The 26,983-nt window shown below is 42.2% G+C and carries 23 protein-coding genes; 11 read left to right on the top strand and 12 right to left on the bottom strand.

Translation table 11 applies throughout. The annotated features are described in order from the left end of the window. Positions 1-5 precede the first annotated feature (5 nt). Both HWQ23_RS04600 and HWQ23_RS04595 read left to right on the top strand, forming a co-directional pair. Positions 6-1,169, top strand: coding sequence for an FIST signal transduction protein (locus HWQ23_RS04600; protein ID WP_292824209.1), 1,164 nt, complete (start codon positions 6-8; stop codon positions 1,167-1,169). A 7-nt stretch (positions 1,170-1,176) separates the two neighbouring features. Beyond that, the gene (locus HWQ23_RS04595) at positions 1,177-2,256 is read left to right on the top strand and encodes a sensor histidine kinase (protein ID WP_292824206.1); all 1,080 of its coding nucleotides are present in this window, start codon (positions 1,177-1,179) and stop codon (positions 2,254-2,256) included. A 63-nt stretch (positions 2,257-2,319) separates the two neighbouring features. On the opposite strand, the gene HWQ23_RS04590 is transcribed toward HWQ23_RS04595, so the two are convergent. Then, positions 2,320-3,678: a sensor histidine kinase gene (locus HWQ23_RS04590; RefSeq protein ID WP_292824203.1), complete on the bottom strand. Its 1,359-nt coding sequence runs from the start codon at positions 3,676-3,678 to the stop codon at positions 2,320-2,322. Positions 3,679-3,780: 102 nt separating this feature from the next. On the opposite strand from HWQ23_RS04590, the gene HWQ23_RS04585 reads away from it, so the two are divergent. The 3 genes from HWQ23_RS04585 (at position 3,781) to HWQ23_RS04575 (ending at position 5,965) form a co-directional block, all read left to right on the top strand. Beyond that, the gene (locus tag HWQ23_RS04585; protein ID WP_292824200.1) at positions 3,781-3,924 is read left to right on the top strand and encodes a hypothetical protein; all 144 of its coding nucleotides are present in this window, start codon (positions 3,781-3,783) and stop codon (positions 3,922-3,924) included. After that, entirely contained in the window at positions 3,921-4,682 is a 762-nt protein-coding gene (locus tag HWQ23_RS04580; protein WP_292824197.1) for a Uma2 family endonuclease, read from the top strand. The genes HWQ23_RS04585 and HWQ23_RS04580 overlap by 4 nt, the downstream gene beginning before the upstream one ends. 131 nt (positions 4,683-4,813) lie before the next feature. Next, positions 4,814-5,965: an S-layer homology domain-containing protein gene (locus HWQ23_RS04575; RefSeq protein WP_292824194.1), complete on the top strand. Its 1,152-nt coding sequence runs from the start codon at positions 4,814-4,816 to the stop codon at positions 5,963-5,965. Positions 5,966-6,123: 158 nt separating this feature from the next. Here HWQ23_RS04575 and HWQ23_RS04570 read toward each other — a convergent pair whose 3' ends face one another. After that, positions 6,124-6,561 (bottom strand): CAAD domain-containing protein, encoded by a 438-nt coding sequence (locus HWQ23_RS04570; RefSeq protein ID WP_292824191.1) that lies wholly within the window; start codon positions 6,559-6,561, stop codon positions 6,124-6,126. A 1,015-nt stretch (positions 6,562-7,576) separates the two neighbouring features. On the opposite strand from HWQ23_RS04570, the gene HWQ23_RS04565 reads away from it, so the two are divergent. Further along, positions 7,577-9,301: a sensor histidine kinase gene (locus HWQ23_RS04565; RefSeq protein ID WP_292824188.1), complete on the top strand. Its 1,725-nt coding sequence runs from the start codon at positions 7,577-7,579 to the stop codon at positions 9,299-9,301. Positions 9,302-9,390: 89 nt separating this feature from the next. Here HWQ23_RS04565 and HWQ23_RS04560 read toward each other — a convergent pair whose 3' ends face one another. The 4 genes from HWQ23_RS04560 to HWQ23_RS04545 all read right to left on the bottom strand — a co-directional run bounded on the left by HWQ23_RS04560 (position 9,391) and on the right by HWQ23_RS04545 (position 12,367). Further along, positions 9,391-10,092, bottom strand: coding sequence for a carbonic anhydrase (locus HWQ23_RS04560; protein ID WP_292824185.1), 702 nt, complete (start codon positions 10,090-10,092; stop codon positions 9,391-9,393). 32 nt (positions 10,093-10,124) lie between these two features. Beyond that, on the bottom strand, positions 10,125-10,436 hold the full coding sequence (locus HWQ23_RS04555; protein WP_292824182.1) for a P-II family nitrogen regulator: 312 nt from the start codon (positions 10,434-10,436) through the stop codon (positions 10,125-10,127). Between the two features lie 4 nt (positions 10,437-10,440). Beyond that, positions 10,441-11,409 (bottom strand): sodium-dependent bicarbonate transport family permease, encoded by a 969-nt coding sequence (locus HWQ23_RS04550; protein WP_292824179.1) that lies wholly within the window; start codon positions 11,407-11,409, stop codon positions 10,441-10,443. A 706-nt stretch (positions 11,410-12,115) separates the two neighbouring features. Further along, positions 12,116-12,367, bottom strand: a complete 252-nt coding sequence (locus HWQ23_RS04545) for a hypothetical protein (RefSeq protein WP_292824177.1) — start codon at positions 12,365-12,367, stop codon at positions 12,116-12,118. Between the two features lie 178 nt (positions 12,368-12,545). On the opposite strand from HWQ23_RS04545, the gene pcrA reads away from it, so the two are divergent. Beyond that, positions 12,546-14,870, top strand: a complete 2,325-nt coding sequence (gene pcrA, locus HWQ23_RS04540) for a DNA helicase PcrA (protein WP_292824509.1) — start codon at positions 12,546-12,548, stop codon at positions 14,868-14,870. A 48-nt stretch (positions 14,871-14,918) separates the two neighbouring features. Here the strand turns inward: pcrA and HWQ23_RS04535 are convergent, their stop codons facing one another. The 5 genes from HWQ23_RS04535 to HWQ23_RS04515 form a co-directional block, all read right to left on the bottom strand. Then, entirely contained in the window at positions 14,919-15,212 is a 294-nt protein-coding gene (locus HWQ23_RS04535) for an antibiotic biosynthesis monooxygenase family protein (RefSeq protein ID WP_292824174.1), read from the bottom strand. Between the two features lie 92 nt (positions 15,213-15,304). Further along, a complete protein-coding gene (locus HWQ23_RS04530; protein ID WP_292824171.1) occupies positions 15,305-15,949 on the bottom strand; it encodes a retron system putative HNH endonuclease in 645 nt (214 codons plus the stop codon). Beyond that, entirely contained in the window at positions 15,946-17,205 is a 1,260-nt protein-coding gene (locus HWQ23_RS04525) for an AAA family ATPase (RefSeq protein WP_292824168.1), read from the bottom strand. The genes HWQ23_RS04530 and HWQ23_RS04525 overlap by 4 nt, the downstream gene beginning before the upstream one ends. A 53-nt stretch (positions 17,206-17,258) precedes the next feature. Continuing rightward, positions 17,259-17,792, bottom strand: coding sequence for a GAF domain-containing protein (locus HWQ23_RS04520; RefSeq protein ID WP_292824165.1), 534 nt, complete (start codon positions 17,790-17,792; stop codon positions 17,259-17,261). A gap of 4 nt (positions 17,793-17,796) precedes the next feature. Next, the gene (locus tag HWQ23_RS04515) at positions 17,797-18,714 is read right to left on the bottom strand and encodes a metallophosphoesterase family protein (protein WP_292824162.1); all 918 of its coding nucleotides are present in this window, start codon (positions 18,712-18,714) and stop codon (positions 17,797-17,799) included. A gap of 135 nt (positions 18,715-18,849) precedes the next feature. Between HWQ23_RS04515 and HWQ23_RS04510 the strand changes: the two genes are divergently transcribed. The 4 genes from HWQ23_RS04510 to HWQ23_RS04495 are packed head-to-tail and all read left to right on the top strand — an operon-like array spanning position 18,850 to position 25,946. Beyond that, positions 18,850-19,728 carry a hypothetical protein gene (locus HWQ23_RS04510; RefSeq protein WP_292824159.1) on the top strand — a complete coding sequence of 293 codons (879 nt, stop codon included), beginning with the start codon at positions 18,850-18,852 and terminating at the stop codon, positions 19,726-19,728. Positions 19,729-19,772: 44 nt separating this feature from the next. Beyond that, positions 19,773-20,606 carry an ATP-grasp domain-containing protein gene (locus HWQ23_RS04505; protein ID WP_292824156.1) on the top strand — a complete coding sequence of 278 codons (834 nt, stop codon included), beginning with the start codon at positions 19,773-19,775 and terminating at the stop codon, positions 20,604-20,606. Positions 20,607-20,663: 57 nt separating this feature from the next. Continuing rightward, positions 20,664-24,806, top strand: a complete 4,143-nt coding sequence (gene cobN, locus HWQ23_RS04500) for a cobaltochelatase subunit CobN (RefSeq protein ID WP_292824153.1) — start codon at positions 20,664-20,666, stop codon at positions 24,804-24,806. Between the two features lie 9 nt (positions 24,807-24,815). Further along, positions 24,816-25,946, top strand: a complete 1,131-nt coding sequence (locus HWQ23_RS04495) for a peptidoglycan-binding domain-containing protein (RefSeq protein WP_292824150.1) — start codon at positions 24,816-24,818, stop codon at positions 25,944-25,946. A gap of 131 nt (positions 25,947-26,077) precedes the next feature. On the opposite strand, the gene HWQ23_RS04490 is transcribed toward HWQ23_RS04495, so the two are convergent. Continuing rightward, complete coding sequence (locus tag HWQ23_RS04490) at positions 26,078-26,533, bottom strand: Fur family transcriptional regulator (protein WP_292824148.1); 456 nt, start codon at positions 26,531-26,533, stop codon at positions 26,078-26,080. Positions 26,534-26,983 lie beyond the last annotated feature (450 nt).

Below are 26,983 nucleotides of genomic sequence, written 5' to 3'. Positions count from 1 at the left end.
TAGTTGTGTTTCGAGTTGTTGTTGGTCATAGTGACGATCCTGATTCTCAAAATGCGATCGCTGAAGTTTTGCAAGAATGTAGCCGTTCCCTAGCAGGGTCAATTCCTCAAGCTGGACTTTTATTCACTGCTATAGACTTTAACCATGCGTTAATTTTGCAACGCATCCAGGATGCTTTTCCCGGAATTGAGTTGATTGGTGGAACTACAAATGGAGAAATCTCCTCAATTCTGGAGTTTCAGCAAGATTCTCTGACCTTAATGCTGTTTGCTACCGATGAAGTGGAAATTTGGGCAGGTATTGGACGAGGAGCATCTAAAAATCCAGCCCTTGCAGCCCAAGAAGCGATCGCACAAGCAAAGGCAAAGAGTAAGAGTGCATCTCTACCACAATTGTGCCTTACCTTTCCCGATAGCCTAACGAGCAATGGGGTTTTAATTTTAGAGGGTTTAAAACAAAGCCTGGGAGGGCATATTCCCATCATTGGGGGAATGACAGCCGATGACTATACCTTTGACAAAACCTACCAATTCTTCCAGGGTGAAGTGTTAAGTGATTCAGTTCCAGTGCTGTTATTTTCTGGACAACTCCTATTTTCCCACGGAGTTGCTGGTGGTTGGACTCCCATCAGCCAACGTAGCCGTGTAACTAAAGTGGATGGCAACATCGTCTATGAAATTGATGGACAGCGTGCCTTAGATTTCTATCAACACTATCTCGGTGAAGAAAGATTTGCGGCCAACTATGCGATTCATGCCCTGGCAGTTTTTGAAGATCAAGATCATTTCTATTTGCGGGCACCCAATGGCTACGATCGACACTCTGGTAGCGTCACGTTCTTCTTAGATATTCCTGAACAGGCAGTTGTGCAAATTACTGATGCGACTCGTGACAATATTCTGTCAGCTTCTGAGACATCTTTGAAAAATGCTCTCGCTGATTATCCTGGTGTGGAACCAACAGCAGCGTTACTTATTTCCTGTGCAGCCCGGCGGCGAATTCTTGGGACTCTGACAAGACTTGAGTATCAGCTTGTCAAAACTCATTTACCACAGGCATTACCTTGCTGTGGTTTCTATGCTTACGGTGAAATTGCTCCTTTGGTGGGCGGAGGTCAAACGCAATGTCATAATAAAACGTTTGTCACACTATTAATAGGGACAAAATGAGTGGTGTATGGATAACCAGGACAATTCCATACATATCCAAGCATTGGAAAAGGCAAACCGCATCTTCCAAAAAAAGCTGGAACGCTGCAAAGCTGAACGCTGTCAGCTAGAAACTGACATTGCAACAAAGGAATTTTTACTTAAGAAAGTCATTTGTGAGTTAGAAGACTTTCGGACAGACTTGGAGCGAAGAAGCCAAGAGTTAGAAAATACGTTAGATAGTTTGCATACGATGCAAGCTCAAATGATTCAAAGTGAAAAGATGTCTGCTTTGGGTCAAATGGTAGCTGGCATTGCTCACGAAATCAACAATCCTGTTAGCTTTATTTACGGAAATCTCAGCCATATCAGCCAATACACTCATGACTTATTACGACTAGTCCAACTTTATCACCGTTACTTCCCCAACCCACCTACTGAAATTCAAACCGAACGCAAAACCATCGATTTAGAGTTTTTAGAAAAAGATGCGATTATGGTATTGAACTCAATGAATATCGGGACGGAGCGTATTCGGGATATTGTGCTTTCACTGCGTAACTTCTCCCGTTTGGATGAAAGTGATTTTAAAGGCGTCGATGTTCATGAGGGGATCGACAATACTTTGATGATTTTGCAGCACCGCTTCAAAGCCACTGACAAAAGCCCACAAATTCAGATTATCAGAGACTACGGCAATTTATCCAATGTAGAATGCTACGCCGGACAGCTAAACCAGGTATTTATGAACATTTTAGTAAATGCGCTCGATGCGCTCGAAGAATTCAATGCCAAACGAACTTATCAAGAAATCCAGCTTAATCCCAGTCGGATCACGATTAGTACTTCTATCGTTGATTTGCAATGGGTGAAAATTGCGATCGCTGACAATGGATCTGGAATTCCCGAATCGATTCAAAAACAGATTTTCAATCCCTTCTTTACAACAAAACCTGTCGGGAAGGGAACAGGAATGGGAATGGCTATCAGCTATCAAATCATCACCGAAAAACATGGCGGTAAGTTAGAATTTTTTTCGACACCTGGAAAAGGAACGGAGTTTGTGGTTCAAATTCCTATCCAGCAGCAAGTTTGTGAAGTAATCTAACGTAACGTGATGATGGGTATTCAAAAATTGATTCATAATTCATAATTCATAATTTAGAATAAATCAAACTAAAGGCAATAAAATTTCAAATTCCGTGCCTATACCAATCTGTGAATTAAAACTCAATTTTCCGCCATGTCTGACGGTTATAATTCGATAACTTACTCCTAAACTAGTATTTTTGCTATTCTTTGTTTCCAGAGAAAACGACTCCATAATTTGCTGTTGCAATTCTTGAGACATTCCAGAACCATTGTCTGCAATGCGAATTAAGATCCAGCGAGAATCTGGTGCATCTGGGTTGCTTGCTTCTTGCGAAATAACCTCTGTGGTAATCTCAATTCGGGGTTTTTGAACAGTCTTTGTATCTTCTAGATGCAACTGCTGTCGCACTACCTCATTGAGTAAAGTATCTACAACTTCGCTGAAAATATTCATCAAAACCTGGTTTAACTGCCCCATAAAGCAATACAGTGGGGGTAATTGACCATAGTATTTGACGATTTCAATTTCTCCTAGAAGACGGCTATTAATTAATAAAATAATACTATCTATGCAGGCGTGTAAATCTACTGGTTTGGGATAAAGCTCATCGATATGACAGAAATTTTGTAAGCTGGTGACAAGTTTTTTTAATCTTTCCGCTCCGGTGCGGATACTAGCAAGCGATCGCGACAAATCTTGTTCTAAAAAATCAAATTCAATCTCTTCTTTAATCTGATTAATCGTCTGGGAAGCTGATGGTAACTCTTGGTCGTAAGCCGCTATCAGCTTGAGTAAATCTTGGCTATAGGTTGAGACATAAGTTATATTACCCCAAATAAAACCCACTGGGTCTAAAATTTCGTGCGCTACGCCGTCTACCAAACGTCCCAGATTCGCCATTTTATCATTTTGAATCATTTGGGCTTGGCTGCGTTCATAGCGCACCAGATTGTCGATTCCCCGAATTTGCCAAGAAATAATATTCAATTCTTGTACATCTAACAATCTATAAGCGCCAGATTCTGTTTCTACTACAATTGGTTCTGCTAATAATTCAGCCGATCGCTTTAAGCTAAGTTGCATCGCAGTTAAAATCGATGTTGTATCAGCAAGCAGCAACATCGGTATCCGCGCATAGCTGTAGAGAACGGCTAATGGTTGCTGAACAAATAACTCTTGTCCATAGGGGCGAATCAAAAATTCCAGCAGTCGCCGCCGCGAAATCATCCCGATGAACTTTCCCTGTTCTACCAAAATTACTCCTGGTAGCAGGGGGTATTTTTCCAAAAAATGAGCCACTTCCATACCAGTGCGGTTGATTTCCACTGGGAAGTTGTACATTGGTAGTTCTTGGAGGGTTGACTCTAAATCGAGATCGCGATCGCTACCAAGAGACACAAATGGCGGTGAGATTTGGCAACTGAATTCTTCTGACACTAGACACCCTGATTTTTACAATGATTAGGTAAACAATAAGTTAATTTTTTACATTCTGTCACCCTCTAAATCCGGTTTCGGTTTAGGTATCTAGTAAGACTAGTGGTCTGTCAGGGTGAAAATCGTTCTCAGACGACTGGAAGCTATTGGCGTGCGATTTATAATCTGGGTGGAGAATATAAACAAGAGCGATCGCAAGCTACACTAAAAACAACCTTTACAAAGAGTGCAAAGGTAGCGTTATGACCTCTGCAACCAATCCACCCACCGCCCTCACTCCTTTCCCCGATCATACCCAGCTTCCTGAGTCTGATGGCATATTTGTGTTCGCGGAGCGTGCCGGAGGCAAAAATTGCCAAGAGCATCCCCAAAGCATCCTACTGACTGACTCAATTACACCCGTCCTCAAGCAATTAAATCCTGAAGGTGAATATTGTATTGGCCAGGACTTAGGCATTTACTGGCGCTTGACTGATCCCCCTGAAAAAGGAGCAGAAGCGCCGGATTGGTTTTATGTACCAAATGTAGCGTTTTTGCTCAATGGCCAAACGCGAAGGTCTTACGTGCTTTGGCAAGAGTTTATTGCCCCGTTGATTGTCCTGGAATTTGTCTCTGGGGACGGTAGTGAAGAACGAGATAAAACTCCTTGGAAGGGTAAATTTTGGGTTTATGAGCAGGTGATTCGTCCTCCCTTCTACGCCATTTATGAAGTGAGTAAAGCCAGTGTAGAAGTTTATCATCTCATTGAAGGGCAGTATCAAGTGTTACCAGCAAATGAACGAGGACATTATCCCATAGTTTCTTTGGGTGTTGAATTAGGCATTTGGCTAGGAGAATATCAGAATGTGGAATTACCCTGGCTGCGTTGGTGGGATTTACAAGGTAATTTGTTGTTGAGTGGCGATGAAAGAACAGAACAGGAATCCCAAAGAGCAGAACAGGAAAGCGAAAGAGCCGATCGCCTAACTGCCCAATTGCGTAGACGCGGAGCGGCTTGTCGTTAGACATCGCTCGGCGTTGAACCAGAAGCCTAATATTTTGCTATGAATTACGAATTAAAAAGGGGTGGTCTAAAAGAGTCATCTATGGCTTAATTTGTTTAGACACAAATTTTACTGCTACCAGGGTAATCCCGATGACAAATAGACCTCCTTCTGAACCGGAGTCATCCCAAAGAACTGCCCTTGGCTTTGATGAATTTATAGCCATTCTGGTTGCCTTCACCACTATCGGAGCGATTCTTTTTTGGTCATTGTCCCGCAGGGATTCTAGCTGGAACTTAAACGGGCTGCTGTCGCCTTCCGCCACTCCCTCTTTTAGTGTTCAACCAAATCAAGTATTGCCCTCCCCTACTCCCAAGGTAGAACCAAACGCAGCCCCTAGATTCAACGTTTTGCCGTCATCTCCACCTGCGGCTGTTGTTGAACCCAAGACACCTCCATTCTCGACTAACAGCGCAACTCCTTGGCCTGCAGTGTTACCATCTGCTCAGGTAATCCCAACTCAATCCCCACAACTACAGACGCCTGTACCCTCTTCAGCAGGAATTGAGTCATCAATTAGATCATCAGCGTTACCTTTAGTAACTCCGGCAAAACAAAAATCAATCATTCCGCCGCCAATTGCATTTAACGATGTGCCCAATAACTTCTGGGGTCGGCGTTTTATAGACGTTCTTTCTTCTCGTGGGATTCTCAAGGGGTTTCCTGATTATTCTTTTAGACCAAATCAGCCTGTAAACCGCGCCGAATTTGCTGCTATACTGCAAAAAGCCTTTGACCAAGAACCGTCTAAGACTGCGATCGCATTTCAAGATGTATCAGAAAAATTCTGGGCAACTCCAGCAATTGACCAAGCCATCAGTGCCGGATTTCTCAAAGGCTACCCGAAACAAAGCTTCAAACCACAACAAAATATTTCGCGAGTGCAAGTTTTAGTTGCCCTTGTCAGTGGGTTGAATTTGAAAGCATCCACTTCCCCAAATCAGATTTTAAGTGTCTATAAAGATGCTAAAGATATTCCAACCTATGCTATCAGCAAAATAGCCACTGCTACAGCCAATGGTCTGGTAGTTAACTATCCAAATCCACAAATTCTTAATCCCAATAAAGTAGCTAGTCGGGCTGAAGTTGCGGCGATGATTCATCAAGCTTTAGTAAAACGAGGCAAGTTGGAGCCAATCCGATCTCAAAACATTGTGCGCTCGCCCAAAATATCTCCAAAACTTTCGCAGACTCCAAAACCGAACTCAAAGGGTAAATTGTCCGCCGGAGGTTCGTCTCAATAAACTTCGCACGGAATTATCAAAGAAGTCTGAGCGCTGACTTGGGGCGCTCAGACTTCGGTGATTTGCAATTAGAGCGTACTCTTACACAGGAGGAAGCTAGCAAGAGTGTCTGTCTGCGACACGCTATTCGCGTTCGTAGAGAAGCGATAATTTAGATATTAAGCTTCTGGAATTTCTTTACCGACAACTTGTGATTTAAGAGTGGTGATTTCACTACTTAACTCTTTCCTGGTTGAGGCTTTGAGTAAATAGCGGTAAACAAACCAGGCAGAGTAACCAATACCGATCAACTCAAAAGTAGGAGCTACCAAAGGGATATCATTCAAAGCATCTAATATTGCCAAGAGTACTTTAACCCCAACAATTGATCCCACAATTAAACCAACACTCACCAGAGGTTGCTTATATTGATTAAAGAAGCTTCCCAGATATTCTGGCAATGTTGCTAAAAAGGTAGAAACTTGCTCCCCGTATTTTAGCCATTCGTCTTGAGACTGCGCGGGAGGCTGAAGTTTGGTGATAGTTCCGGTTTGGTTGTTGATCTCTACCCCTGTAGTCTCTTTGGATGCGGTTTCAGTAAATTCTTGTTCTGGCATTTTCACTCCTATATATTTGACAGTTGAGTTTTTCTAATCTGGATAATTACAACCAAAAGGCTGTTGATTAGGGAATGCACAAGTGCATCACTACAATTTGGTGAAGGGCACCTCAAGGTTTTAGTGTCCTACAATCATAATTGCCCTGTAATATCTACTGCATCAACTACAAGGTAGAAAGTCAGTAGGAGGATACAACTCAGAAGGCAGCAAAACGTATTATAATCAACTTCCTGAGTTCTATTTTTTGGAATCAACTGGAAGCCTCAGGTTATGATTATCCCATTCCGTGTCATTTGCTCATAATCGTACTGAATTTAAGTACGAATCATGCTCTTAATCAGTCCACCTCTCATTTATATAAGCCTAAAAGCCGATTTTAGCTGATATTAAAGCTATCTTAAGCCGCGTTCGTCAATTAAGGCATTCGTATTGATATTAATACGTAATAAAAGTTTTTGTGTGTTCACATAGACTAGACTTTAGAAGTATTTTATGATATTCATGCCTGGGGATGAGGGAGTAATCAAGTACTGTTAGCTTTCTTCGGGGTCTTTAGCCCTTGCTGAGTGGGGAATCTCACTTCTTTACTCGGAACTCTTTTGCCCGATAGCCAACGAATGTCAAATCTTTTATTTTTTTCCTGATTGTATTAATTTTATCAGGAAGCAGTAAGGTAGAGTAATGGCATAGCTGATAGCAAGAACTCGTTGCTATCAACTGTATATTCACGAAAGTGTTGTGCTAAGGGGAAGACGGTCTTAAACAGGTCTTTAGTACAGGGAATTATTCATTGCTGCTGAAAAAAGTGAATTCTATTCGCTGTCAGTAAGTATACTTAGGAAGATTGCTATCAAAACCACTCATACTATATAAGGTTATGCTAATTATCTAGTAGGCAATGATTTGCTCTTGCTATAAAAGAAGATAATGTAAATGTTAATCACCAACTAAAGTGTTTGCACAAGCTAGACTGATTTAGTGATTTTTGCGGGAAGGCAAGGAGGTTTGAGAAATGCCAACTCCAAAGCTAACCCCGATCGACAAAAGTTCAAAAAGCAAAAAAGTGTCAGCCGAAGAGCCATCGACAGACGAACTCCCAACCATAGAATTTCCCTCACGAGGGAAACTCAAAGCCAGTTCTTGGCGCATCCATCAAAAAATTGGCTATGGGTACTTTGTAGCTATCGGAATTGGTTTTTTTGGCTCACTGACTGGGTTAGTGATCGCCAGCTACTACCGGGGAAGGGAAGTCAGGCAATTCAATCAAGCCTATGAACAAGGGCAACTACTGAGTAATTATAAAGATGCAGTAATCGGGGCGCAATTACATAGCTCTAACTTAGTTGCGGTATTGGAAAATTCCCAACAGCTACAAAGCAAAAAAGCCGATTTTCTGAAAAATGTTGAAAAAGCTAAAGAATTAGAGTCAAAAATTGCCGGATTTATCGATAGTAAACCTAAAAGACTAGCAGCAACAAGTTCGACTTTACAGACGTTATTGCTGGATTACAAGAATAATTTAAAAGCTTACGTTGACCAAATCGAGGTTGTCTTACAGAAAATTGACTCCCAACAAGTGCAGCCGGAGCAAATTTCATCTGCCCGATCGCAGTTATTGACAATTATGCGTGGTGAAACAGCCGTGCGGCTAGAGCAGCTTTCGCAAAACTTGACTAACATCCTGCAAACTGCTGAAGATCAAGAGCAAGAAAAGCAAGAAGCCGTTGAGCAGGCAAAAGTAGTTGAGCGATTCATCGTGATCATCAGTATGCTAGTTTCGGTGGCGATCGCAGCTATTGTAGCTTGGCGTACCAGTCGTGCGATCGCTGAACCAGTGATCATTGTCACCCAAGTAGCTGAACAAGTTGCCAGAAAATCTAATTTCGATTTACGAGCGCCCGTCACCACTGAAGATGAAATTGGCCTACTCGCCAAATCTCTAAATCATCTGATTGAGCGAGTATCTGAGCGAACAAAAGAACTACAACAAGCTAAAGAATTAGCCGAAGCTGCTAGCAAAGCAAAAAGCGTATTTCTGGCCAATGTCAGCCACGAATTACGCACACCGTTAAATGCTGTGATTGGCTTGAGCCAACTTCTAGAAGACGACGCTACCGATCTTGGTTTATCGGGAGACTTTATCACAGATTTAGAGACAATTAACTCTGCTGGTAAGCATTTACTGCACTTGATTAACGAAATCCTCGACTTGTCAAAAATTGAAGCGGGGAAAATGACCCTGTATCCAGAGATATTCGAGATTGCGACGCTGATCCATAACGTCGTCCTTACAGTCAAACCAGCTATAGAAAAAAATGCCAATGTTTTAGAAGTGAATTTTGATCAGCAACTTGGCACCATGTACGCTGATCAGACTAGGATGCGGCAGGTGTTGTTAAACTTACTCAGCAACGCCAGTAAATTCACTACAAACGGCAAAGTGACGCTGACAGTCAACCTAGAAAAGGATGAATTCCGACCAGAGGCACCTTTGGGTATGATTACTTTTACCGTTACCGACACAGGTATAGGTATGTCTCACCGTCAACAGCAGCAGTTATTTCAACCTTTTACACAAGGAGATACCTCCACTACGAAAAAGTATGGAGGTACGGGATTAGGATTGGCAATTAGCCGCCACTTTTGTCAGATGATGGGTGGTGAGATTATTGTCAAAAGTCAGCCGGGAGTCGGCTCTACTTTCACCATTCGTCTGCCAATGACTGTGCAGGATTGAATGGGGCATTGGGAATTGGGCATTGCTTATTTCTCCCTCACTCCCCCACTCCCCCCTCATCCCCCCTCATCTAGCAATCCTCTGCCGAACTAAGTAATAATAGTCACCCTCCCTGTATCCAAGTCGTAACGACCGCCGACAATTTTCAATTTGCCCGATCGCACCTGCTCAGTTAAAAGCGGCGATCGCTTCAACCGTTCAATTTGATATTGCACATTTGCAACCACAGCATTTTCAACCGCGTCACCTGGCTGATTCTTGACCTTTTCCAGAGCTGGCTTAATTGCCTTCACAAAAGTACTAATATCACCGAGCAAGGATTCGTTTTGGACAGCTGCGGTTACAGCCCCACAACGCTCATGACCCATCACCATCAGCAGGGGAGAACCTAACAAGACAACCGCATATTCAATACTGCCGATCGCTTCATGGGTGGCAATATTTCCGGCAATCCGAACATCAAAAATGTCTCCGATGCCCTGATCAAAAACAATTTCTGCGGGTACTCGTGAATCCGCACAACTGAGAATAGTTGCAAATGGATGTTGAGCTTGAGCAACTTCCTGCAACCGCAGCGCAGTTTGATCCGGGTATTGGGGCTGATGATTAACAAATCGGTGATTCCCCTCCATCAGCTTTTGTAAGGCTGCATCGGGATTGAGGGATTCAGGGGATTTTGAGGGTATTTCGGCAGCTTTAGCCTGTTCAACCTGCCAGAGTAAATCGCTGGCAGATAGCATCATTCCAAACGCCCCGGTCATTCCTAACTTCAAAAAGTCACGACGTTCCATGAAACGCTTCCTTGATTGAATTTATAACTCTCTTAGATTGACGCAACACATCTGACAGAACGAATTTCCATCACATCGGAAACGTAGCAAGTACCTCCGAACTTATTGAGGAGTGGTCTAATATTTTCGACAACACGCTTGAGTTCTTCTGGCATACAAAACGCGAGAATGTAAACATTATCAAGCATGGTCATGTCTAAATCTTCTGTTGTTCCTCGTAATCCTTTACCAACAACATTTCTAATCACGGCATGGCTATGTACACCAGACTTGTCTAAACTCTCTAAAATTTTGGCAAGCTCAAAGGAGTTGGCGATAATTTCTATCTTTTTAACTACGTGCATATTATTACCTCCAAAATAGGTTAATTCCGTAGAGATATAGCGGAATTCCCACAATAATATTGAACGGAAATGTGACTGCTAGAGCGGTAGAAACATATAGGCTAGGATTTGCTTCGGGAACAGTCATCCGCATCGCTGCTGGGACAGCAATGTAAGAAGCACTGGCACACAAGACAGCGAATAACAGCGAATTTCCCTGAGGCATACCGATGAATTTGGCAATCACTAACCCAATGCCTGCATTCAGTATTGGAATTAGTATCGCAAATAAAATCAGGAAAACTCCGGTTTTTTGCAAGTCTTTAATTCTTCTAGCAGCTACCAATCCCATATCTAGCAAAAAGAAGGTGAGAATGCCATAAAACAACCCTTGAGCAAAGGGTTCTAATACGTGCCAACCACGTTGTCCTGTCAAGACGCCGATTAAGAGGCTACCGACTAATAGAAAAACTGAACTATTAAGAAATGCTTCTTGCAAAACTTCCGACCAAGAAAACTCTCGTTTTTCATCGGCGGTGAATATACTCACCAAGATCAGACCAACAATGATCGCTGGAGATTCCATCAGTGCAAGAGCTGCTACCATGTAGCCATCATACTGAATACCAAGCTCACTGAGAAAAGCGCCAGCAGTGATGAAAGTGACCGCACTGATAGAACCGTAGGTTGCAGCGATCGCCGCAGCATCGTAAGTATCCAGTTTCAACTTCAGGATAAAAAAGGTGTAAATTGGAACAAAACAAGCCATGATCATTGCTGCCAGGAGTGTTAGAATTACTTCCTGATTCAAGCCGCTTTTGATTAGTTCTACCCCTCCTTTAAAACCAATGGCAAACAGCAGATACAACGAAAGGAGTTTCGGCACTGGTGGGGGAATTTCCAGATCAGACTTGACAAAAACGGCAGTCATGCCTAAAAAGAAAAACAGGATTGGCGGATTCAAAATGTTGGATACAATTAAGCTAAAATCCATATCCACCCCTCTTTATACTGGTGAAACCTGCAATTAAAGAAATTTTTCATCTTTAAAAATTTAACGGTTCAATGATGATGTATCGTGTATTGCTACCCAATGTCAATTGGCTACTCAAGGAGTGAATAGTCCTATTGGTGACTATACTCTCAGTTAGGTATTACAGCGTTTTTCAAGCAAATAAACCACTGGCTAGGGAACATTGCCGTATCCCTACGAAAATCTCTAGGGGCAATTCATGAATTGCTCCTACTTTTGACAACAGAACAAGTGAGAGCTTGCCCACCATGTTTTGATGTTTGATTCCCCGTCGCTGATTTTACGACACAACGCGCAGGAATAACTAGCGGCTAACTTTTCTACGTAGAAAAGTTAACGTATTGTCGGGGCAATTCATGAATTGTCACGACCAAACCTTGTGTAATACAACAGTTTGGTAAACCCCGCTTGCTGAAAATGACGGTTATAGGACTTACTTACGCACTGTACAAATTCATCATGATGTGCATTAACTAAAATAGGTTGTTTCAGGCTTTGATTAATTATCCTTTGCTCGTAAATAGACCATGTTGTAGGGGTTTAGCAATGCTAAACCCCTACGAAAGATGTGGTTTTTCAATTTGCCTGGTGATGGAGATTATCCCTAACATTAATAAGGGCAATCCAGGCAGCTAGCTAGCTGTGTCTACAAAAACTTTTGTCAAGGTTATGATTCTCGCTTTGGCATTCCGTAGAGATAATGGTCATGCTGGTGTGCCAAATCGCCAATATCTGTATCAACTGCACAGTTTTTAATCAACTGCCTCAATTTATCCCAATCTGAGTCTTCTGGCGTTGCTGGGCCAGGTGTGTGATTTTCTTCGACAAACACGATTATAACTGACTGCCCCTCATGCCCTTCAATTGGTTCGTTAGGATGAACCATACCGTTTTGGAATGTGCCTTTGACTGACAGCATAGCTTTTTCTTGCTTCTACATAAATCATGATAGAGTACCATTCTGGTTAAGAAGATTGCCACACAATCTTTATTGACCAACTTTCGTTAGGATATTGTAACCTGGGCAATAGCAACTCTCTATTGATGTGATGCCAGGCGTAGGCGTAGCCCGTCGGAGACATCGCTTTTTCACATCCATGACTACAACCCTCGACTTTCTCAGTCACCTTAACCCTAGCCAACGTCAAGCTGTCGAACATTACTGCGGCCCGTTGCTAGTTGTTGCTGGCGCAGGTTCCGGTAAAACACGAGCGCTGACTTATCGCATTGCGAATCTGATTCTGAAACACCGCGTTAATCCAGAAAATATCCTGGCGGTTACTTTTACCAACAAAGCCGCACGGGAAATGAAAGACCGGATTCAACGACTGTTTGCGGAACAACTGGCTATGAAACAACACGGTCAGAAGTGGGATTTGTTGACAGAATATCAACAAATGCAATTGCGATCGCAAGTTTACAAAAATACGATCAAAGACTTATGGTGTGGCACTTTCCACAGTCTATTTTCTCGCATTCTCCGCTTTGATATTGAAAAATATGTAGACGAAAAAGGACGCCGTTGGAATCGGAATTTCTCTATCTTTGATGAATCCGATGTTATAAGTCTGATCAAAGAAATCGTTAATAAACAGCTAAATTTAGACGATAAGAAATTTGACGCCCGCTCTGTCCGCTACGCTATTAGTAATGCTAAAAACCAAGGTTTATCACCCCAAGAATTTGAGCAAGAACAACCCAATTATCGCGGACGAGTAATTGCCCAAGTTTACAATTTATATCAAGATAAGTTAGCACAAAATAACGCTCTCGACTTTGATGATCTAATTCTCGTACCAACTAGATTATTCCAACAAAATGAGCAAGTATTGGGTTATTGGCATCGCAAATTTCACCATATCCTCGTAGATGAATATCAGGATACTAACCGCACTCAGTATCAACTTATTCATTTATTAGTTACTAATGGCGAAACCAGAAAAAGTGAATGGGAATGGCAAAATCGCTCAGTTTTCGTTGTCGGCGATGCAGATCAATCCATTTACAGCTTTCGGATGGCAGATTTCACCATCTTGCTGGGATTTCAGGAAGACTTTGGTGATGGTTTAGTAGATGATGACACCCGGACGATGGTTAAGCTGGAAGAAAACTATCGTTCTTGTGAAAACATTCTGCAAGCCGCTAATGAACTGATTGAAAATAACACCCAACGGATTGATAAAGTCCTGAAAGCGACGCGGGGGCCGGGTGAGCAGATTACTTGTCACAAAGCCGATGAAGAACTTGCAGAAGCCGCATTTGTCATCAATCAAATTCGCACTTTAGAACAGAAAAATCCAGAGTTGAACTGGGGTAGTTTTGCTATACTTTATCGGACAAACGCCCAATCTCGCCCCTTTGAAGAATTGTTGGTGAAATATCAAATTCCTTACATAGTTGTGGGAGGAATGAAGTTTTACGATCGCAAAGAAATTAAAGATGTCGTCGCTTATTTAAGAGCGATCGCTAACCCATCTGATACAGTCAGTTTATTGCGAGTCATCAATACTCCCCGGCGCGGAATTGGCAAAACCACTATTGACGCTTTGGTGAACGCTGCCCAACAATTAGGGACAACTCTGTGGGAAATACTCAGCGATGAAACATCAGTTAATACATTAGCTGGACGGGCGACAAAAGCTGTAAATAGCTTTGCCGAAATGATTAGCCGTTGGCAAGGACAAATCGCCACTGTTCCGGTAACTGAGGTTTTGCAAGGAATACTAGAAGACTCTGGTTACGTTCAAGACTTGATGAATCAAGGCACAGATGAAGCCACAGATCGAGTACAAAACGTTCAGGAACTTTACAACGCCGCGCTGCAATTTCAAGAAGAAAACGAAGAGGTTTCCCTCAGAGACTTTCTGAGTAGTGCCGCCCTCAGTTCCGATTTGGATAACTTAAAAGAAGGACAAACAGCCGTTTCTTTAATGACTTTGCACGCTTCCAAAGGTTTGGAATTTCCCGTAGTATTTTTGGTGGGATTAGAACAGGGACTATTTCCCGGCTACCGATCGCTAAGTGATCCCGCATCTTTGGAAGAAGAACGCCGCCTGTGTTATGTGGGGATTACTCGCGCCCAAGAGAGGTTATATTTATCACACGCGCGGGAACGTCGTTTGTATGGTTCTCGTGAAGCCGCCATGCGATCGCAATTTCTCGACGAATTACCAGAAGAATTATTAAGTACTCAACGCCTGAGTCGTCAAACTTATACTAAAAGTGCCTCTACGTCTAGTGGTAAGCAAGACACAACGCAGAATTGGCAAGTAGGCGAGAGAGTATTACACAAAACTTTTGGGCTTGGTGAAATCACTCATGTTTTCGGAACGGGTAGTAAAATGTCTGTGGCAATTAAATTTGCCAGCTTGGGACAAAAGATTGTTGACCCAAGAGTAGCGCAGCTGCAACGAGTAGATTGATACAATCGTAGAACCCCGACTTCTCAAATAAGTCGGGGATTTAGTTTTTCATATTTCAATTTCTTTAAAGTGTTCAACCGTGGGAAATGACTCATAAAAATGATGCAGAAGTTTTTTCCACTCTTGAAACTCAGCAGAATTTCTAAACCCAACAGTATGAGATTCTAAAGTTTCCCATCTGACAAGTAATAAATATTTACCTTTGACTTCTATACATTTATGCAATTCATGAGATAAATATCCGTCCATTGAGGAAATAATTTTAGAAGCTTTTATGAAAGTAGCTTCAAAATCTGATTCTAAACCAGGTTTGACATGAAGTATAACTGCCTCAAGAATCATAAAGTTTTGCGGTGAGAGTTAAGCTAATGTTATTTAGTATAAAGTGAATGCATGTCTACGACGGGCTACGCCTACGTAGATATTTTCTTGAATCAAAAATAATTATTGAAAAAATAGCTAATAGCAGCACAAAACGGAGTATATTGACCGTTGGCATCCAGTTTTTCATAACCTTGAGCAAGTAGCTGTATTTCTGCTTCAGTTAAACCGTCAGTAGCAAGCAATGCAGCGTCAATTGCTAGCCTACGCATATCTTGTAGCTTGCTGATATTGAGTGCAAGCTTCTCAATCGTTGTTTCAGCAGCAGCTTTTTTAGTTGGATTATCTGTTGGTTGAATTTCGCCAGAAGGAGGGTATTTAAAAAAATCAGCACAGGTTATTTCTAGAGGCGAAACCATCAAATGCCCGTCGTACCAGTTATCTTTTTTATGACCACAATGTACTGGTACTCGAGGTTGATCTTCATCTTCACCTTGACATGACACCATGAGATTTGTGTATTCATAAGTCAATTGTGTATAAATACTTTTGGGTTTCAAGTGTTCAATATGGCATTCATTCCTCGTGATTGAAGCACCACAGTAGCAGCAGATATAACCTTGTTCACAGAGTAATGCCTCGAACACATTGTTTTTCACTGATTGTTTGAATTTTATCCAAGGAAATATCTTACCGCCAAGCTTCTTATTCCATTTAGTTAAGCTAATCGGTTCTGCACCCTTTTTTATGTGTTTCATCGATTGATAATTTCCTTGCGCCGGATGAGTACATCTGCTTTAACAAACTCTGGCTCATCTGCTCCAATTTCATTAGCCAATTGTTGACGTAATTTCCTAGCACCTTCAATATTTCCAGCATCAATTAGTCGAAAAAGCTCTAAAAGACTTTCCTTAATTTTCTGCGGACGTGCTGGAACACCCATGAGGTCTTCTAAGATACGATTGCTGTCTCTACCAAAGGAACTTTCTGGTCTTTTAGCAACAACACCTTCGTCTGTTTTTTCTAGAATGTAAATTCCTTCCGGCTTGACTTGGCTAAGTACTTGAGGCGAATGAGTAGTGACGATGAATTGGCAATTGGGGAATGTTCTTGTCAACGCCGGAATAATTTCTCGTTGCCATTTTGGATGTAAATGTAGTTCAATTTCATCAATTAAAACAACACCACTACCTTGGAGTGGATCTGGTAAACTAGGGTTAGCGATCGCTAATCGTCTTGCTAAATCTCCCACCATTGCTAACAAGCATTTCTCCCCATCAGATAGCTGATTAACTATAAGTTCTTTACCTTGTTTTTGCACAGTCATTCTCATTAGCGGTGAACGACGCACGCGTAAATTAGAAAAACTCGGTATTAATGAAGATATGGCTTGCCTGACTGATTCTAATTGCCTATCTCGATAACTATAATTACCTTCCAGGCGTAACTCATTCTCTAAATCTTCTTGCTTTTTAAACCATTCAAAGAAGATTCTAAACTCACTTCCTACTCCTGTAAGTGCGTTTTCATATACATCTATTTGTTCAAATGAATGCTTTGTGCGAATCTTCAAAGGAATATCCAACACTGCACGATTGGTGGAATAATAAACTAAGACAGGAATATTTAATTGATTAGATATATATAAATCTTTTTTTATATTTTCAGCAACCTTTGTTATGGCTGACAGGTTAGTGTTAGTATCTTTGCTTAAACCTTTACGTACCTTGGTTAGAGACCATATTGCTTCTTCAGAATTCAATGAAACAGTGATTTCGTTATGTGTTTCCTTTTGCCCATTAGTGATGTCTTCCTCCCTAAAGACTCTTCCCGAAGATGTTGAGTGTTGAATCGAGCTAGTAAAACGCGATAGAAGAATAGCAAGGCAATCAATAATACTCGATTTTCCTACGCCGTTGATACCAATAAATACCGTTGGCTCTGCTTCATCGAACTCAAGCGTCAAATCGCCGATTCCACGGAAGGATTGCATTTTCAGGCGCTTGACTTTCATAGTTTTAATAACGCTGAATGTAATTTACTTGCTGGGTAATGCCCAGCCTACAACTAATCAAAAACAGACTTGACATAATCAACTGCAATAGGTGTGATTTTTTCGACAAGATTATTAATCACCCCTCGTTCATATTCAGTCCAAATTCTGGGATGACCAAAAATGCATGGTTGTAAAATTCCCCAGAGCTGCCCATCCTGGCGGATATGGGCATGAATAAGAGCGCGATGTCCAAAATTTTTCTGTTCAAATTCCCGATTTAACACTTGAGGTTCAGCAGTTTCTACATCTTCGACAAAGATTGAAGGTTGGGCACGTAGCGCAGCCGCAAACATCGGATCTTCATCTGTTAAAGTTGGGGGTTGTGCTGCCCAGTCTTCATTATAAACAGTAGGTATATCTGGAGTGCGAATCCAACAAAAGGCAACTCTACCAAGGTTATTTTGTGGATTGTGCAAGTATAGAAAACATCTGTCAGACTGTAAAAAATCGCCTACAGCTGGTAACAGTGCAGAAAATAGAGCATCTGGTGTTTTAGATGATTCTATAATATTTTTGAGTGCAGAAGGAAGTTCTTGCTGAGTCATATAACTAAGCTGATTTTAATTGAATAATACCTTTATCAAAAATGCGTTTATCAGTAGCGATCGCACTTACTTCTATTCTATCTTTATACACCTCATAAGAGGCAAAACTTAAATCACTGGTGGAATACTCTGTCCACTCGGAACGCCCTACAGGACGATTGCCAGCACCTGCGCCACAAATTAAATAAGTTGTACCATCAATAGCACGAGTACGTTCATAACTATGTTCGTGGCCATTGATGTAAAGTTGAACGCCGTATTTTTGAAATAGAGGAGCAAAAGTTTTAATAAAATCTGGATTACTCCCATACTGACCCGATGAATAAATCGGATGATGTCCAAACACCACTTTCCAAGGAGCTTTACTAAGACTTAATTCTTTTTGTAACCAAGATAGCTGGTTTTTCCAATCAGCATTACTATTAGTATCTAATGCAAAAAATTGTACTTGATTACGTTTAAATGTATAGTAACGTCCCTTCATATTAAAGCCGGCATACTTGACTTGTTGATCACCATTGGCAGTACGAATATCGTGATTACCTAAACAAGCCTGAAATTTCACACCAAGCTTTAGCAAAGCTTGGTAGGGACGCTCAAAAACTTCGCCGATTTTTTCAATTTCGCCGTTATTATAAATGTTGTCTCCAGCTAAAACTACTAAATCATAAGGATTTTGCTTGTGATAAGCATTCATCGCCCCAGCCACAGCATACTGTCCTTTAGCACCAGTCCCCGTATCAGCTACAGACACAAAACGTAATAACAAGTCTTTTTTGGCTGAATTGGCGGCTATAGCTGTTGTTGAATCCGTAATCTCAGCACTTTGATGATTTTGACGAACTAACATCCAGCCGAAAAATCCTGTACCAATGGCGCTGAGGCTACTTAAAAATAAAAATTGACGGCGTTTCAGGTTCATAATTCACCAAATTTTATAAATAGTCAGTTTAGCTGAAGTAATGTGCAATTGAAGTGATACATTAAGGCAAAAGAGGCAGCACCAGTAATAATGTACGTTGTTTGTCTTTGATTCGCTGCTTTTGGTGAAAGTTCCATGTCACAAGACAATCAGTCAAAACCGACGGATGAGCAGGTAACTCAACCTCCCCAAAAACCTTACCAGAGAGTTCAGCCATTTTGGAAGGCTAAAATTATCCAACTTCTCCAAGGGACGATTGGGGTTTTAGAAGTAACGGTGGAGAAACTGGAGACAGCACCCCCGCCTGGTACTGAGGGAACACCCAGTTTTTTCCAGCAGCTTCAGTTGCGATGGGGTGGACTGTTAAGGACAATCCGCTTGTTTTTACCATCAAATTTGTCAACAAAGTTATCAGATACAGCTTTGACGGGAATTGTTACTGGAATTGCTGTAATTCTCCTTTGGACAACTGCGAGTGTCTTTACTGGTAAACCTAGTGAAATAGCAACAGTTCCCCCAGTTGAGGAGGTTCCTGTACCAACACCAACGATAAGTACTCCACCGGAGTCAGTTGTACCTGAACCACAGCCACCACAGCCACCAGAGGAAATTACGCCGCCGCCAGAAGTACAAACTACGCCACCAACGCCGGAACCGGAACCAATTCCCACGCCAACGCCAACGCCGACACCAATCATAGAATTAACACCAGAACAAGCCTTGATTGCAGCTATTGAAAATCAGGTAGCCGAAATTAGCGATCGCATTGCCTCTGGTCTGATAAAGTCAATTCAAGCTAACTTCCGCACCAGTAATCTAACTGTCAAAATTAGTGACGATTGGTACACTCTTCAAGAATCTCAGCAGGACAAACTAGCTGCGGAGATATTACAACGCTCTCAAGAACTTGATTTTACCCATTTAGAAATTATCGACTCCCAAAATAGGCTGATAGCGCGTAACCCAGTTGTTGGTACTGAGATTGTGATTTTTAAACGGCAAACAGCAAGTTAAAGTGATTCGTAATTACTAATTTAGACGTTTAACTTTAAATATTTATGTTAGACAACGTTTCGCTATTGCTCCAAGCTTGTGAAAACTTAAACATCAGCTATGAAATTATTCATCCTGCTGAAAACTTAATCAAAATAAAACTCAATAATAAACCCCATTATTTTTGTAACTATAGCACTCCGTTAATTAATCAAGCAGTAGCACACCTGATAAAAGACAAAGAGTACACTTACCATGTTTTAAAGGAAAAAGTTAAACTTCCTCGGACATTAGGTTTTCTTTCTCCTTTTTGTGAAATCGAGTATAAAATTTACTTAAAATTTCCAACTATTCAAGATATTGTATTAGAAATAAAAAACAAGTTTGAAATTCCAGTGATAGTTAAAAGGAATTCTGGTGCAAGGGGACATAACGTCTTTTTATGTCATAATGTAGATGAAATTGAAACTGCTTTAAATAAAATCTTTAATATCAATTTAAAAAATTATGATTATGTCGCTCTTGCTCAAGAAGTTATTCAGATTAAATTTGAATATAGAGCGGTGTTCTTAAATAAAGAGTTAGTTTTGCTCTATAAAAAAGATATAAGTGATGCAAAGTTTGCGGGTAATCTCAGTCCTCTGCACTGGGATGGTGCGAAAGCAAAGTATATCAACGATCCACAAATATTGTCAGAAATTGCTAATTTTGCTAAACCAGTTTTTGAAGAATTAGACCTTGATTATGCTGGTTTAGATATCGTATTAGACCGAGATAACCAATATTGGTTAATTGAAATCAACTCTAACCCAAATTTTAGCATTTTTACTAGAGATAATGGAAATGAGCATGTGTTGAAAGTTTTTGAAAAAATGCTAATTAGCCTAGCTTCAAAATAAAAAATTCAGTGCTTTGATTGTGTACTAAGCAACAGTTTAAAACGGTAATACAGCATTATGCATCGTATAAGTAGCACATCGGGTGGATGGAATCAGTCAGAAGGTTTAATTTTTATAGAACAAACTCCAGCACCTTTCGTGTTGATTACGGCTGCTGATACCGACATTCAAACTTTGGCAGCTGCGGTGACAAAATTACCTGCAAGTTTTCCTGCATTAAGAGTCGCTAATCTGTTGCAGTTGCAGCAACAATTAAGCATAGATACTTATGGAGAGCAAGTTTTGGAACTTGCCGAAGTAATTATTTTGCGCCTGTTAGGAGGACGCTCATACTGGGGTTATGGCTTAGAAGTAGTGCAAGAAATTGTGCAACGTAATGGTAGAACCCTGATTGTAATGCCAGGGGACGACGCTTTTGATCCCGATTTAATTTCCCAGTCTACCGTGCCCTTGGGTATTGTTAACCAGATATGGCAGTATTTTAGCCAAGGCGGCGTGGAAAATTTCGTTAATGCTCTGCAATTTATCTCCGATACTTGCCTGTTAACTACATATAATCCGCCGTTACCCCGGCCAATTCCGCGTGTGGGATTGTATGAATGGGGAGTGGGGAGTGGGGAGTGGGGAGTGGGGAGTGGGGATGAGGGGGATGAGGGGGATGAGGGGGATGAGGGAGAGTTAGATACTCATTCATCCACCTTTGATACTCATTCATCCACCTTTGATACTCATTCATCCACCTTAGATACTCATTCATCCACCTTAGATACTCGTTCATCCACCTTAGATACTCATTCATCCACCTTAGATACTCATTCATCCACCTTAGAAGCTCAAAGCTACCAATCCTCAATACCCAAAGTCGGCATCCTTTTCTACCGCGCTCATTATTTAGCGGGAAATACTAAGGTAATTGATGCTTTATGCGAAGCTTTAGTGCAAGAAAATTTACAACCTGTGCCAGTGTTTGTTTCCTCATTGCGTGAAGTAGATGTTCAAGTTGAGTTGAGTGAATTTTTCCAACCCAAAGAAGCGGATTCTATAGCTGTGCTGCTGAATACCACCAGTTTTTCTCTAGCACGCTTGGAATCCGAAACACCCCAAACCGACCTGTGGCAAAAATTAGATGTGCCTGTGTTGCAGGTGATCCTCAGTGGCGGGTCAATTGAGCAGTGGGAGTCACAGTTTCAAGGGCTTTCTCCCCGCGATATTGGGATGAATGTGGCGCTACCAGAAGTAGATGGGCGGATTATTACTCGTGCTGTGTCTTTTAAAGCAGTGCAAACTCGTAATCCCCATTTAGAGACAGATGTGGTAATTTATGAACCAGTGAGCGATCGCATCGAGTTCGTTGCTAAACTAGCAGCCAATTGGGCGCGTCTACGTTCAAAACCACCCCAAGAGCGGCGAATTGCCCTAATTCTGGCAAACTACCCCAACCGGAATGGCCGCCTCGCTAATGGTGTGGGACTCGACACTCCAGCTAGTTGTGTAGAAATCCTGCAAGCTTTACATCTGGCTGGGTATGAAGTAGAAAATCCACCTGCTCAAGGAGATGAGTTGATTCAACGGCTAACAGCTGGCGTAACCAATGATCCCGAAGGTCGAGAATCGCTTCCGGTACACCAAAGTGTCTCTTTGGAAGAGTATCAAGAATATTTCGCTTCTTTGCCGCCAGCAGTTCAGCAAGGTATTAGTGAAAGGTGGGGAGTGGGGAGTAGGGAGTGGGGAGTAGGGCATGATGAGGAAGAGAAGGGGGACAAGGGGAATAACCGATGCCAAATCCCTGTTCCTGGAATTCAACTCGGCAACGTTTTCGTGGGAATTCAGCCAGCAAGGGGTTATGATAATGACCCCAGTTTGAATTATCATGCGCCGGATTTAGAACCAACTCATGCTTATTTAGCTTTCTACTATTGGGTAAGAGAATGTTTTGGTGCTGATGCTGTAGTTCATGTGGGGAAACACGGAAATCTAGAATGGCTACCGGGTAAAAGTGTGGCTTTATCCAGCAATTGTTATCCAGAAGTAGCTTTCGGCGCACTTCCCCACCTGTATCCGTTTATTGTGAATGACCCTGGTGAAGGTTCCCAAGCTAAACGTCGCGCTCAAGCGGTGATTATAGATCATCTCACGCCGCCGATGACTCGTGCAGAACTCTATGGTTCTTTGCAACAGTTAGAAAATTTAATTGATGAATATTATGAAGCGGACAGTTTAGATCCTTCGCGTTTGCCAGTGATTCGCGATCGCATCCGCGAACTGGTGATCAAAGAAAATTTACACCTGGATTTAGGAATCCAAAATGAAACAGAAATTTTTAATTCTGTTAGCGCAGCGTTAGCGAGTCCGCGAGCGTCATCTTTAATTTTGAATTCCATCGGTGGCTATCTTTGTGAATTGAAAGAAGCCCAAATCCGCGATGGGTTGCACATTTTTGGTCAATGTCCCCAAGGACGGCAGTTGCGAGATTTAATAGTAGCGATCGCTCGGATACCCAATCGCCATTCTTCAGGTATTACCCGCGCCATAGCTCAAGATTGGGGTTTAGATTTCGACCCCCTCACAGCCGATTTGTCAATGCCTAGTGGTGAATACTCAATAGTCAATGGCACAGAATGCCGTACCCTCGGTGATATCGTCGAAGTCCTAGAAGAACACGCCGCCCTCTTAGTAGAACAACTCATAAATCAAAACTCTTGTACAGACGCGATGAATCGCGTCTCTCCCCCCAGCACAGACGCGATGAATCGCGTCTCTACCTGGATACGCGATCGCCTACTTCCAGCTTTACAACAAACCCACCAAGAAATCACCCATTTATTACATGGACTCGATGGCGGTTACGTCCCAAGTGCCCCCGCCGGCGCACCCACGCGCGGCCGCCCGGAAGTTCTACCAACTGGGAGAAACTTTTATTCTGTCGATATTCGCGCCATTCCCACAGAAACAGCTTGGGATATCGGCAGAAAAGCTGCTGAAACCCTCGTTGAATATTACACCCAAGAGCATGGTGAGTATCCCAAAACACTAGGCTTATCAATGTGGGGAACTGCCACCATGAGGACTGGGGGTGATGATATTGCCGAAGCCTTGGCTTTACTTGGAGTCCAACCTGTATGGGATGGTGCAGCGCGGCGAGTAGTGGATTTTGAAATTTTGCCCCTAGCGATTTTGGGGCGTCCCCGTGTAGATGTCACCTTGCGAATTTCGGGATTCTTTCGAGATGCTTTTCCCAACTTAATTGACTTATTCGCTCAAGCAGTGTCAGCAGTGGCAGACTTGGATGAACCGCCAGAACAAAATCCCCTCGCCGATGCAGTTCGCCAAGAAACTGATTTGTGGACTAAACAAGGATTAACTTTAGAAGAAGCCGTGGTGCGATCGCGCTATCGCATCTTTGGTTCTCGTCCAGGTGCTTACGGCGCCGGACTTCAAGGTTTAATTGAATCACAAAACTGGACAGATGACGAAGATTTAGCCCGCGCCTACATCAACTGGAGTTCTTACGCCTACTCATCAGGAAGCGGCGCAGGGGAAGATCAGGGAACAGAGGAAGCAACAATAACATCCCCCTCATCCCCCTCATCCCCACTCCCCACTCCCCACTCCCCACTCCCCAATCCCGAAGCCTTCAACCAACGCTTGGCGAAAATGCAAGTTGTCCTGCACAATCAAGATAACCGTGAACACGACCTGCTCGATTCTGATGATTATTACCAATTTCAGGGTGGCTTAACAGCGGCGGTGCGTTCTCTACAGGGAAAAAATCCCCAAACTTATTTTGGTGATAATTCCATACCCGCCCAACCACGCGTTCGCCAACTGAAAGAAGAAATTGCACGAGTGTATCGTTCTCGCGTAGTTAATCCTAAGTGGATTGCGGGAGTCATGCGCCACGGTTACAAAGGTGCGTTTGAAATGGCGGCGACGGTAGATTATCTATTCGCCTACGATGCTACAGCTAAATGTGTTGAAGATTATATGTATCAAGGCATAGTAGAAGCTTATTTACTCGATCCAGTTGTCTCGGAGTTTATTCAGGAAAAGAACCCTTATGCTCTGCGTGATATTGCTGAAAGATTATTAGAAGCACATCAGCGCAATTTGTGGGAGGATGTAAATATCGGAACATTAGAAGCTTTGAGAAACCTAGTACATCAAGCTGAAGCAGTTATCGAAGAAAAATCAATGGTGTAGGAAACAAATATGGAAAATCTTGCGTATTTGCACCTAGCTTTCGCCTACGAAGACAGTACACCCAGTGAATTGGTCTCCCTCAGTTCTTTGTTTAAGGACGCAGCTGCACCAGACTGGAAACGGCTTTCTGGTAGGGCTTGGAAGTATATGTTGCCCCTTGCTCTGTCTTTGTCCCTTCTTAGCGCCCTCACCAGCGTTATGGCACTGGAAAAAGGCGATCAAGGCCCTTCTGTCAGAAATATACAACAACAGTTGAAACGAGCAGGCTTTTATCAAGCTCCAGTCACCAGAGTATATGACGTATCTACAGAAGAATCTGTGCGGCGCTTCCAAAAGGCCGCTGGTTTACCAGTAGACGGCATTGTTGGAGCAAGCACCCTGCAAAAATTAGAAAGTTGGCAAGCCAAAAAGCCGAGTACTACGACTACACAAGCTAAAAAGTCCACTACTGTAAGTACACAAGCCAAAAAGCCTAGCACTACTAGTTCAGCAACTAGCAAGCGCCGCAATCCCAACTACCTTGCTCAAGGGGATGAAGGTGAAGATGTCAGGGTTTTGCAAGAACGCTTAAGAATCGCAGGCTTTTATTACGGAAACGCCACAGGGATATTTGGCCCAATTACCGAAGAATCTGTCAAGCGGTTCCAAGATTCTTACAAATTAAGCGTTGATGGAATTGTGGGCCCAGCAACATTAGGCAAATTGCCGGGAGTTGGCATCGGTGATGGAGAAGATGCTCCCAAAAAGGTAGTCAATCGGGATAAACTCCGTGTAGGCGATCGCGGTGAGCCAGTTAGAATAGTTCAAGAACAATTGATCCAGGCAGGATATTTAGAGGGAGAGCCAAATGGCTACTATGGCCCCTATACTGCCGATGCTGTAAAGAGATTTCAGGCAGCTAATTTTTTAACAGCAAGTGGCGTTGCTGGCCCAACTACCCGAGCTAAGTTATATAGCTCAGTTAATACTGCTAGTAAAAGCGAATTTAATACCCTAGAAATCCAAACGCGACTACGGGAGCGGGGTTTTTATAAAGGCAAGCTCAACGGTGTGATGGCAGATGACACTAAAAAAGCGATTAAACAAGCCCAGGAATTCTACGGCATTAGTCTCAAGGATCTTAAGAGCGGACGCTTTTAACATCCGCTTTGGTGTTGTTAGTATCAGTTCCCAACTGGTTGCTTGCCTCCAGTAACAGCAAATTACGAACTCCTCAATATTCCACTTATTTGGTTAATTTGAGTAGCTTCGTCTGATTATCTACCCAAGTGCTAAAGCGGCATCAGCGCCCGTTGGCACTTGGGGCACACTGCATGGATGGTCATTTGACAGTCCAGCAAGTGAAAACCTTCTTTTTGAGCGGTTTTCGAGCCAATTTTTAAAATTGAGTCATTTTTAAACTCAATGGTTGAGTTGCATCTGACACAAATTAAGTGATGGTGATGATGGGGATAGGGCTGGTTGATCTCATAATGCTTATGTCCCTCGCCCAGTTCTAGTTCCCGTAAAATTCCCATCCTTGCCATCAACTTCAAACTCCGATAAATAGTTGACAGGCTGATCCCTTTGCCATCAGTTTCTAGCCGATGATAAAGATCTTCCGCACTCAGATGTTGACCTTGCGGAAGTTCTTGAAAAATGTGTAAAATTGTTTCGCGCTGGGGAGTTAAACGCCAGCCTCGTTCGTTCAGTTCTGCCTTGAGTGAAGTAGTTGTGTAGACAGTCATACTAATATTTCTCAACAAAGCTCATTAGTTGAGAATATAACAAATCTTGGGAGCAATTTGCAACAATCATTGACTATTGAGAATTCTTACTAAATATTTAAGAACAATTTATCAAATCTTGATCGAAATTCAACTAATAAGCTGTAGTGCATTTAATTTGCATACAGCTAATAGTTAAGATACTTATAACTATTGCATCCCTTGACTTCGGATTTTGAATGAGTGAATTTTGAATTGCTTAGTTGATCTCCACCTTCAACATATCTGAGCAAAAGTCTCGGCTAACTTTTGTATAATTAAATGCAAATTATTTGCTATAAGCTTCTAAGAGGCTTTGGAACTGGGGATCAAATCAATTTAGTGTGCGCCTAATTAGCCCAATCAAAAGACCTCTAAGAGGGTGTTTATAAAATAATTCTTAAGCAGGTGAGCTACTATGATTACGAGCTA

The organism is Nostoc sp. JL33 (assembly GCF_017114985.1).
Lineage (GTDB): Bacteria > Cyanobacteriota > Cyanobacteriia > Cyanobacteriales > Nostocaceae > Nostoc.
The sequence above is the reverse complement of the archived record's forward strand: the minus strand, read 5'-3'. Positions and strand labels throughout refer to the sequence as shown.

Excerpts from the sequence above, each read along its gene's own strand:
- HWQ23_RS04490 (WP_292824148.1), bottom strand. The coding sequence starts at position 26,533 with ATGACTGTCTACACAACTACTTCACTCAAGGCAGAACTGAACGAACGA.
- HWQ23_RS04495 (WP_292824150.1), top strand. The coding sequence starts at position 24,816 with ATGGAAAATCTTGCGTATTTGCACCTAGCTTTCGCCTACGAAGACAGT.
- HWQ23_RS04510 (WP_292824159.1), top strand. The coding sequence starts at position 18,850 with ATGTCACAAGACAATCAGTCAAAACCGACGGATGAGCAGGTAACTCAA.
- HWQ23_RS04560 (WP_292824185.1), bottom strand. The coding sequence starts at position 10,092 with ATGGAACGTCGTGACTTTTTGAAGTTAGGAATGACCGGGGCGTTTGGA.
- HWQ23_RS04530 (WP_292824171.1), bottom strand. The coding sequence starts at position 15,949 with ATGAAACACATAAAAAAGGGTGCAGAACCGATTAGCTTAACTAAATGG.
- HWQ23_RS04595 (WP_292824206.1), top strand. The coding sequence starts at position 1,177 with ATGGATAACCAGGACAATTCCATACATATCCAAGCATTGGAAAAGGCA.
- HWQ23_RS04515 (WP_292824162.1), bottom strand. The coding sequence starts at position 18,714 with ATGAACCTGAAACGCCGTCAATTTTTATTTTTAAGTAGCCTCAGCGCC.
- HWQ23_RS04580 (WP_292824197.1), top strand. The coding sequence starts at position 3,921 with ATGACCTCTGCAACCAATCCACCCACCGCCCTCACTCCTTTCCCCGAT.
- HWQ23_RS04505 (WP_292824156.1), top strand. The coding sequence starts at position 19,773 with ATGTTAGACAACGTTTCGCTATTGCTCCAAGCTTGTGAAAACTTAAAC.
- cobN (WP_292824153.1), top strand. The coding sequence starts at position 20,664 with ATGCATCGTATAAGTAGCACATCGGGTGGATGGAATCAGTCAGAAGGT.
- HWQ23_RS04545 (WP_292824177.1), bottom strand. The coding sequence starts at position 12,367 with ATGCTGTCAGTCAAAGGCACATTCCAAAACGGTATGGTTCATCCTAAC.
- HWQ23_RS04555 (WP_292824182.1), bottom strand. The coding sequence starts at position 10,436 with ATGCACGTAGTTAAAAAGATAGAAATTATCGCCAACTCCTTTGAGCTT.
- pcrA (WP_292824509.1), top strand. The coding sequence starts at position 12,546 with ATGACTACAACCCTCGACTTTCTCAGTCACCTTAACCCTAGCCAACGT.
- HWQ23_RS04535 (WP_292824174.1), bottom strand. The coding sequence starts at position 15,212 with ATGATTCTTGAGGCAGTTATACTTCATGTCAAACCTGGTTTAGAATCA.
- HWQ23_RS04550 (WP_292824179.1), bottom strand. The coding sequence starts at position 11,409 with ATGGATTTTAGCTTAATTGTATCCAACATTTTGAATCCGCCAATCCTG.
- HWQ23_RS04565 (WP_292824188.1), top strand. The coding sequence starts at position 7,577 with ATGCCAACTCCAAAGCTAACCCCGATCGACAAAAGTTCAAAAAGCAAA.
- HWQ23_RS04520 (WP_292824165.1), bottom strand. The coding sequence starts at position 17,792 with ATGACTCAGCAAGAACTTCCTTCTGCACTCAAAAATATTATAGAATCA.
- HWQ23_RS04525 (WP_292824168.1), bottom strand. The coding sequence starts at position 17,205 with ATGAAAGTCAAGCGCCTGAAAATGCAATCCTTCCGTGGAATCGGCGAT.
- HWQ23_RS04570 (WP_292824191.1), bottom strand. The coding sequence starts at position 6,561 with ATGCCAGAACAAGAATTTACTGAAACCGCATCCAAAGAGACTACAGGG.
- HWQ23_RS04575 (WP_292824194.1), top strand. The coding sequence starts at position 4,814 with ATGACAAATAGACCTCCTTCTGAACCGGAGTCATCCCAAAGAACTGCC.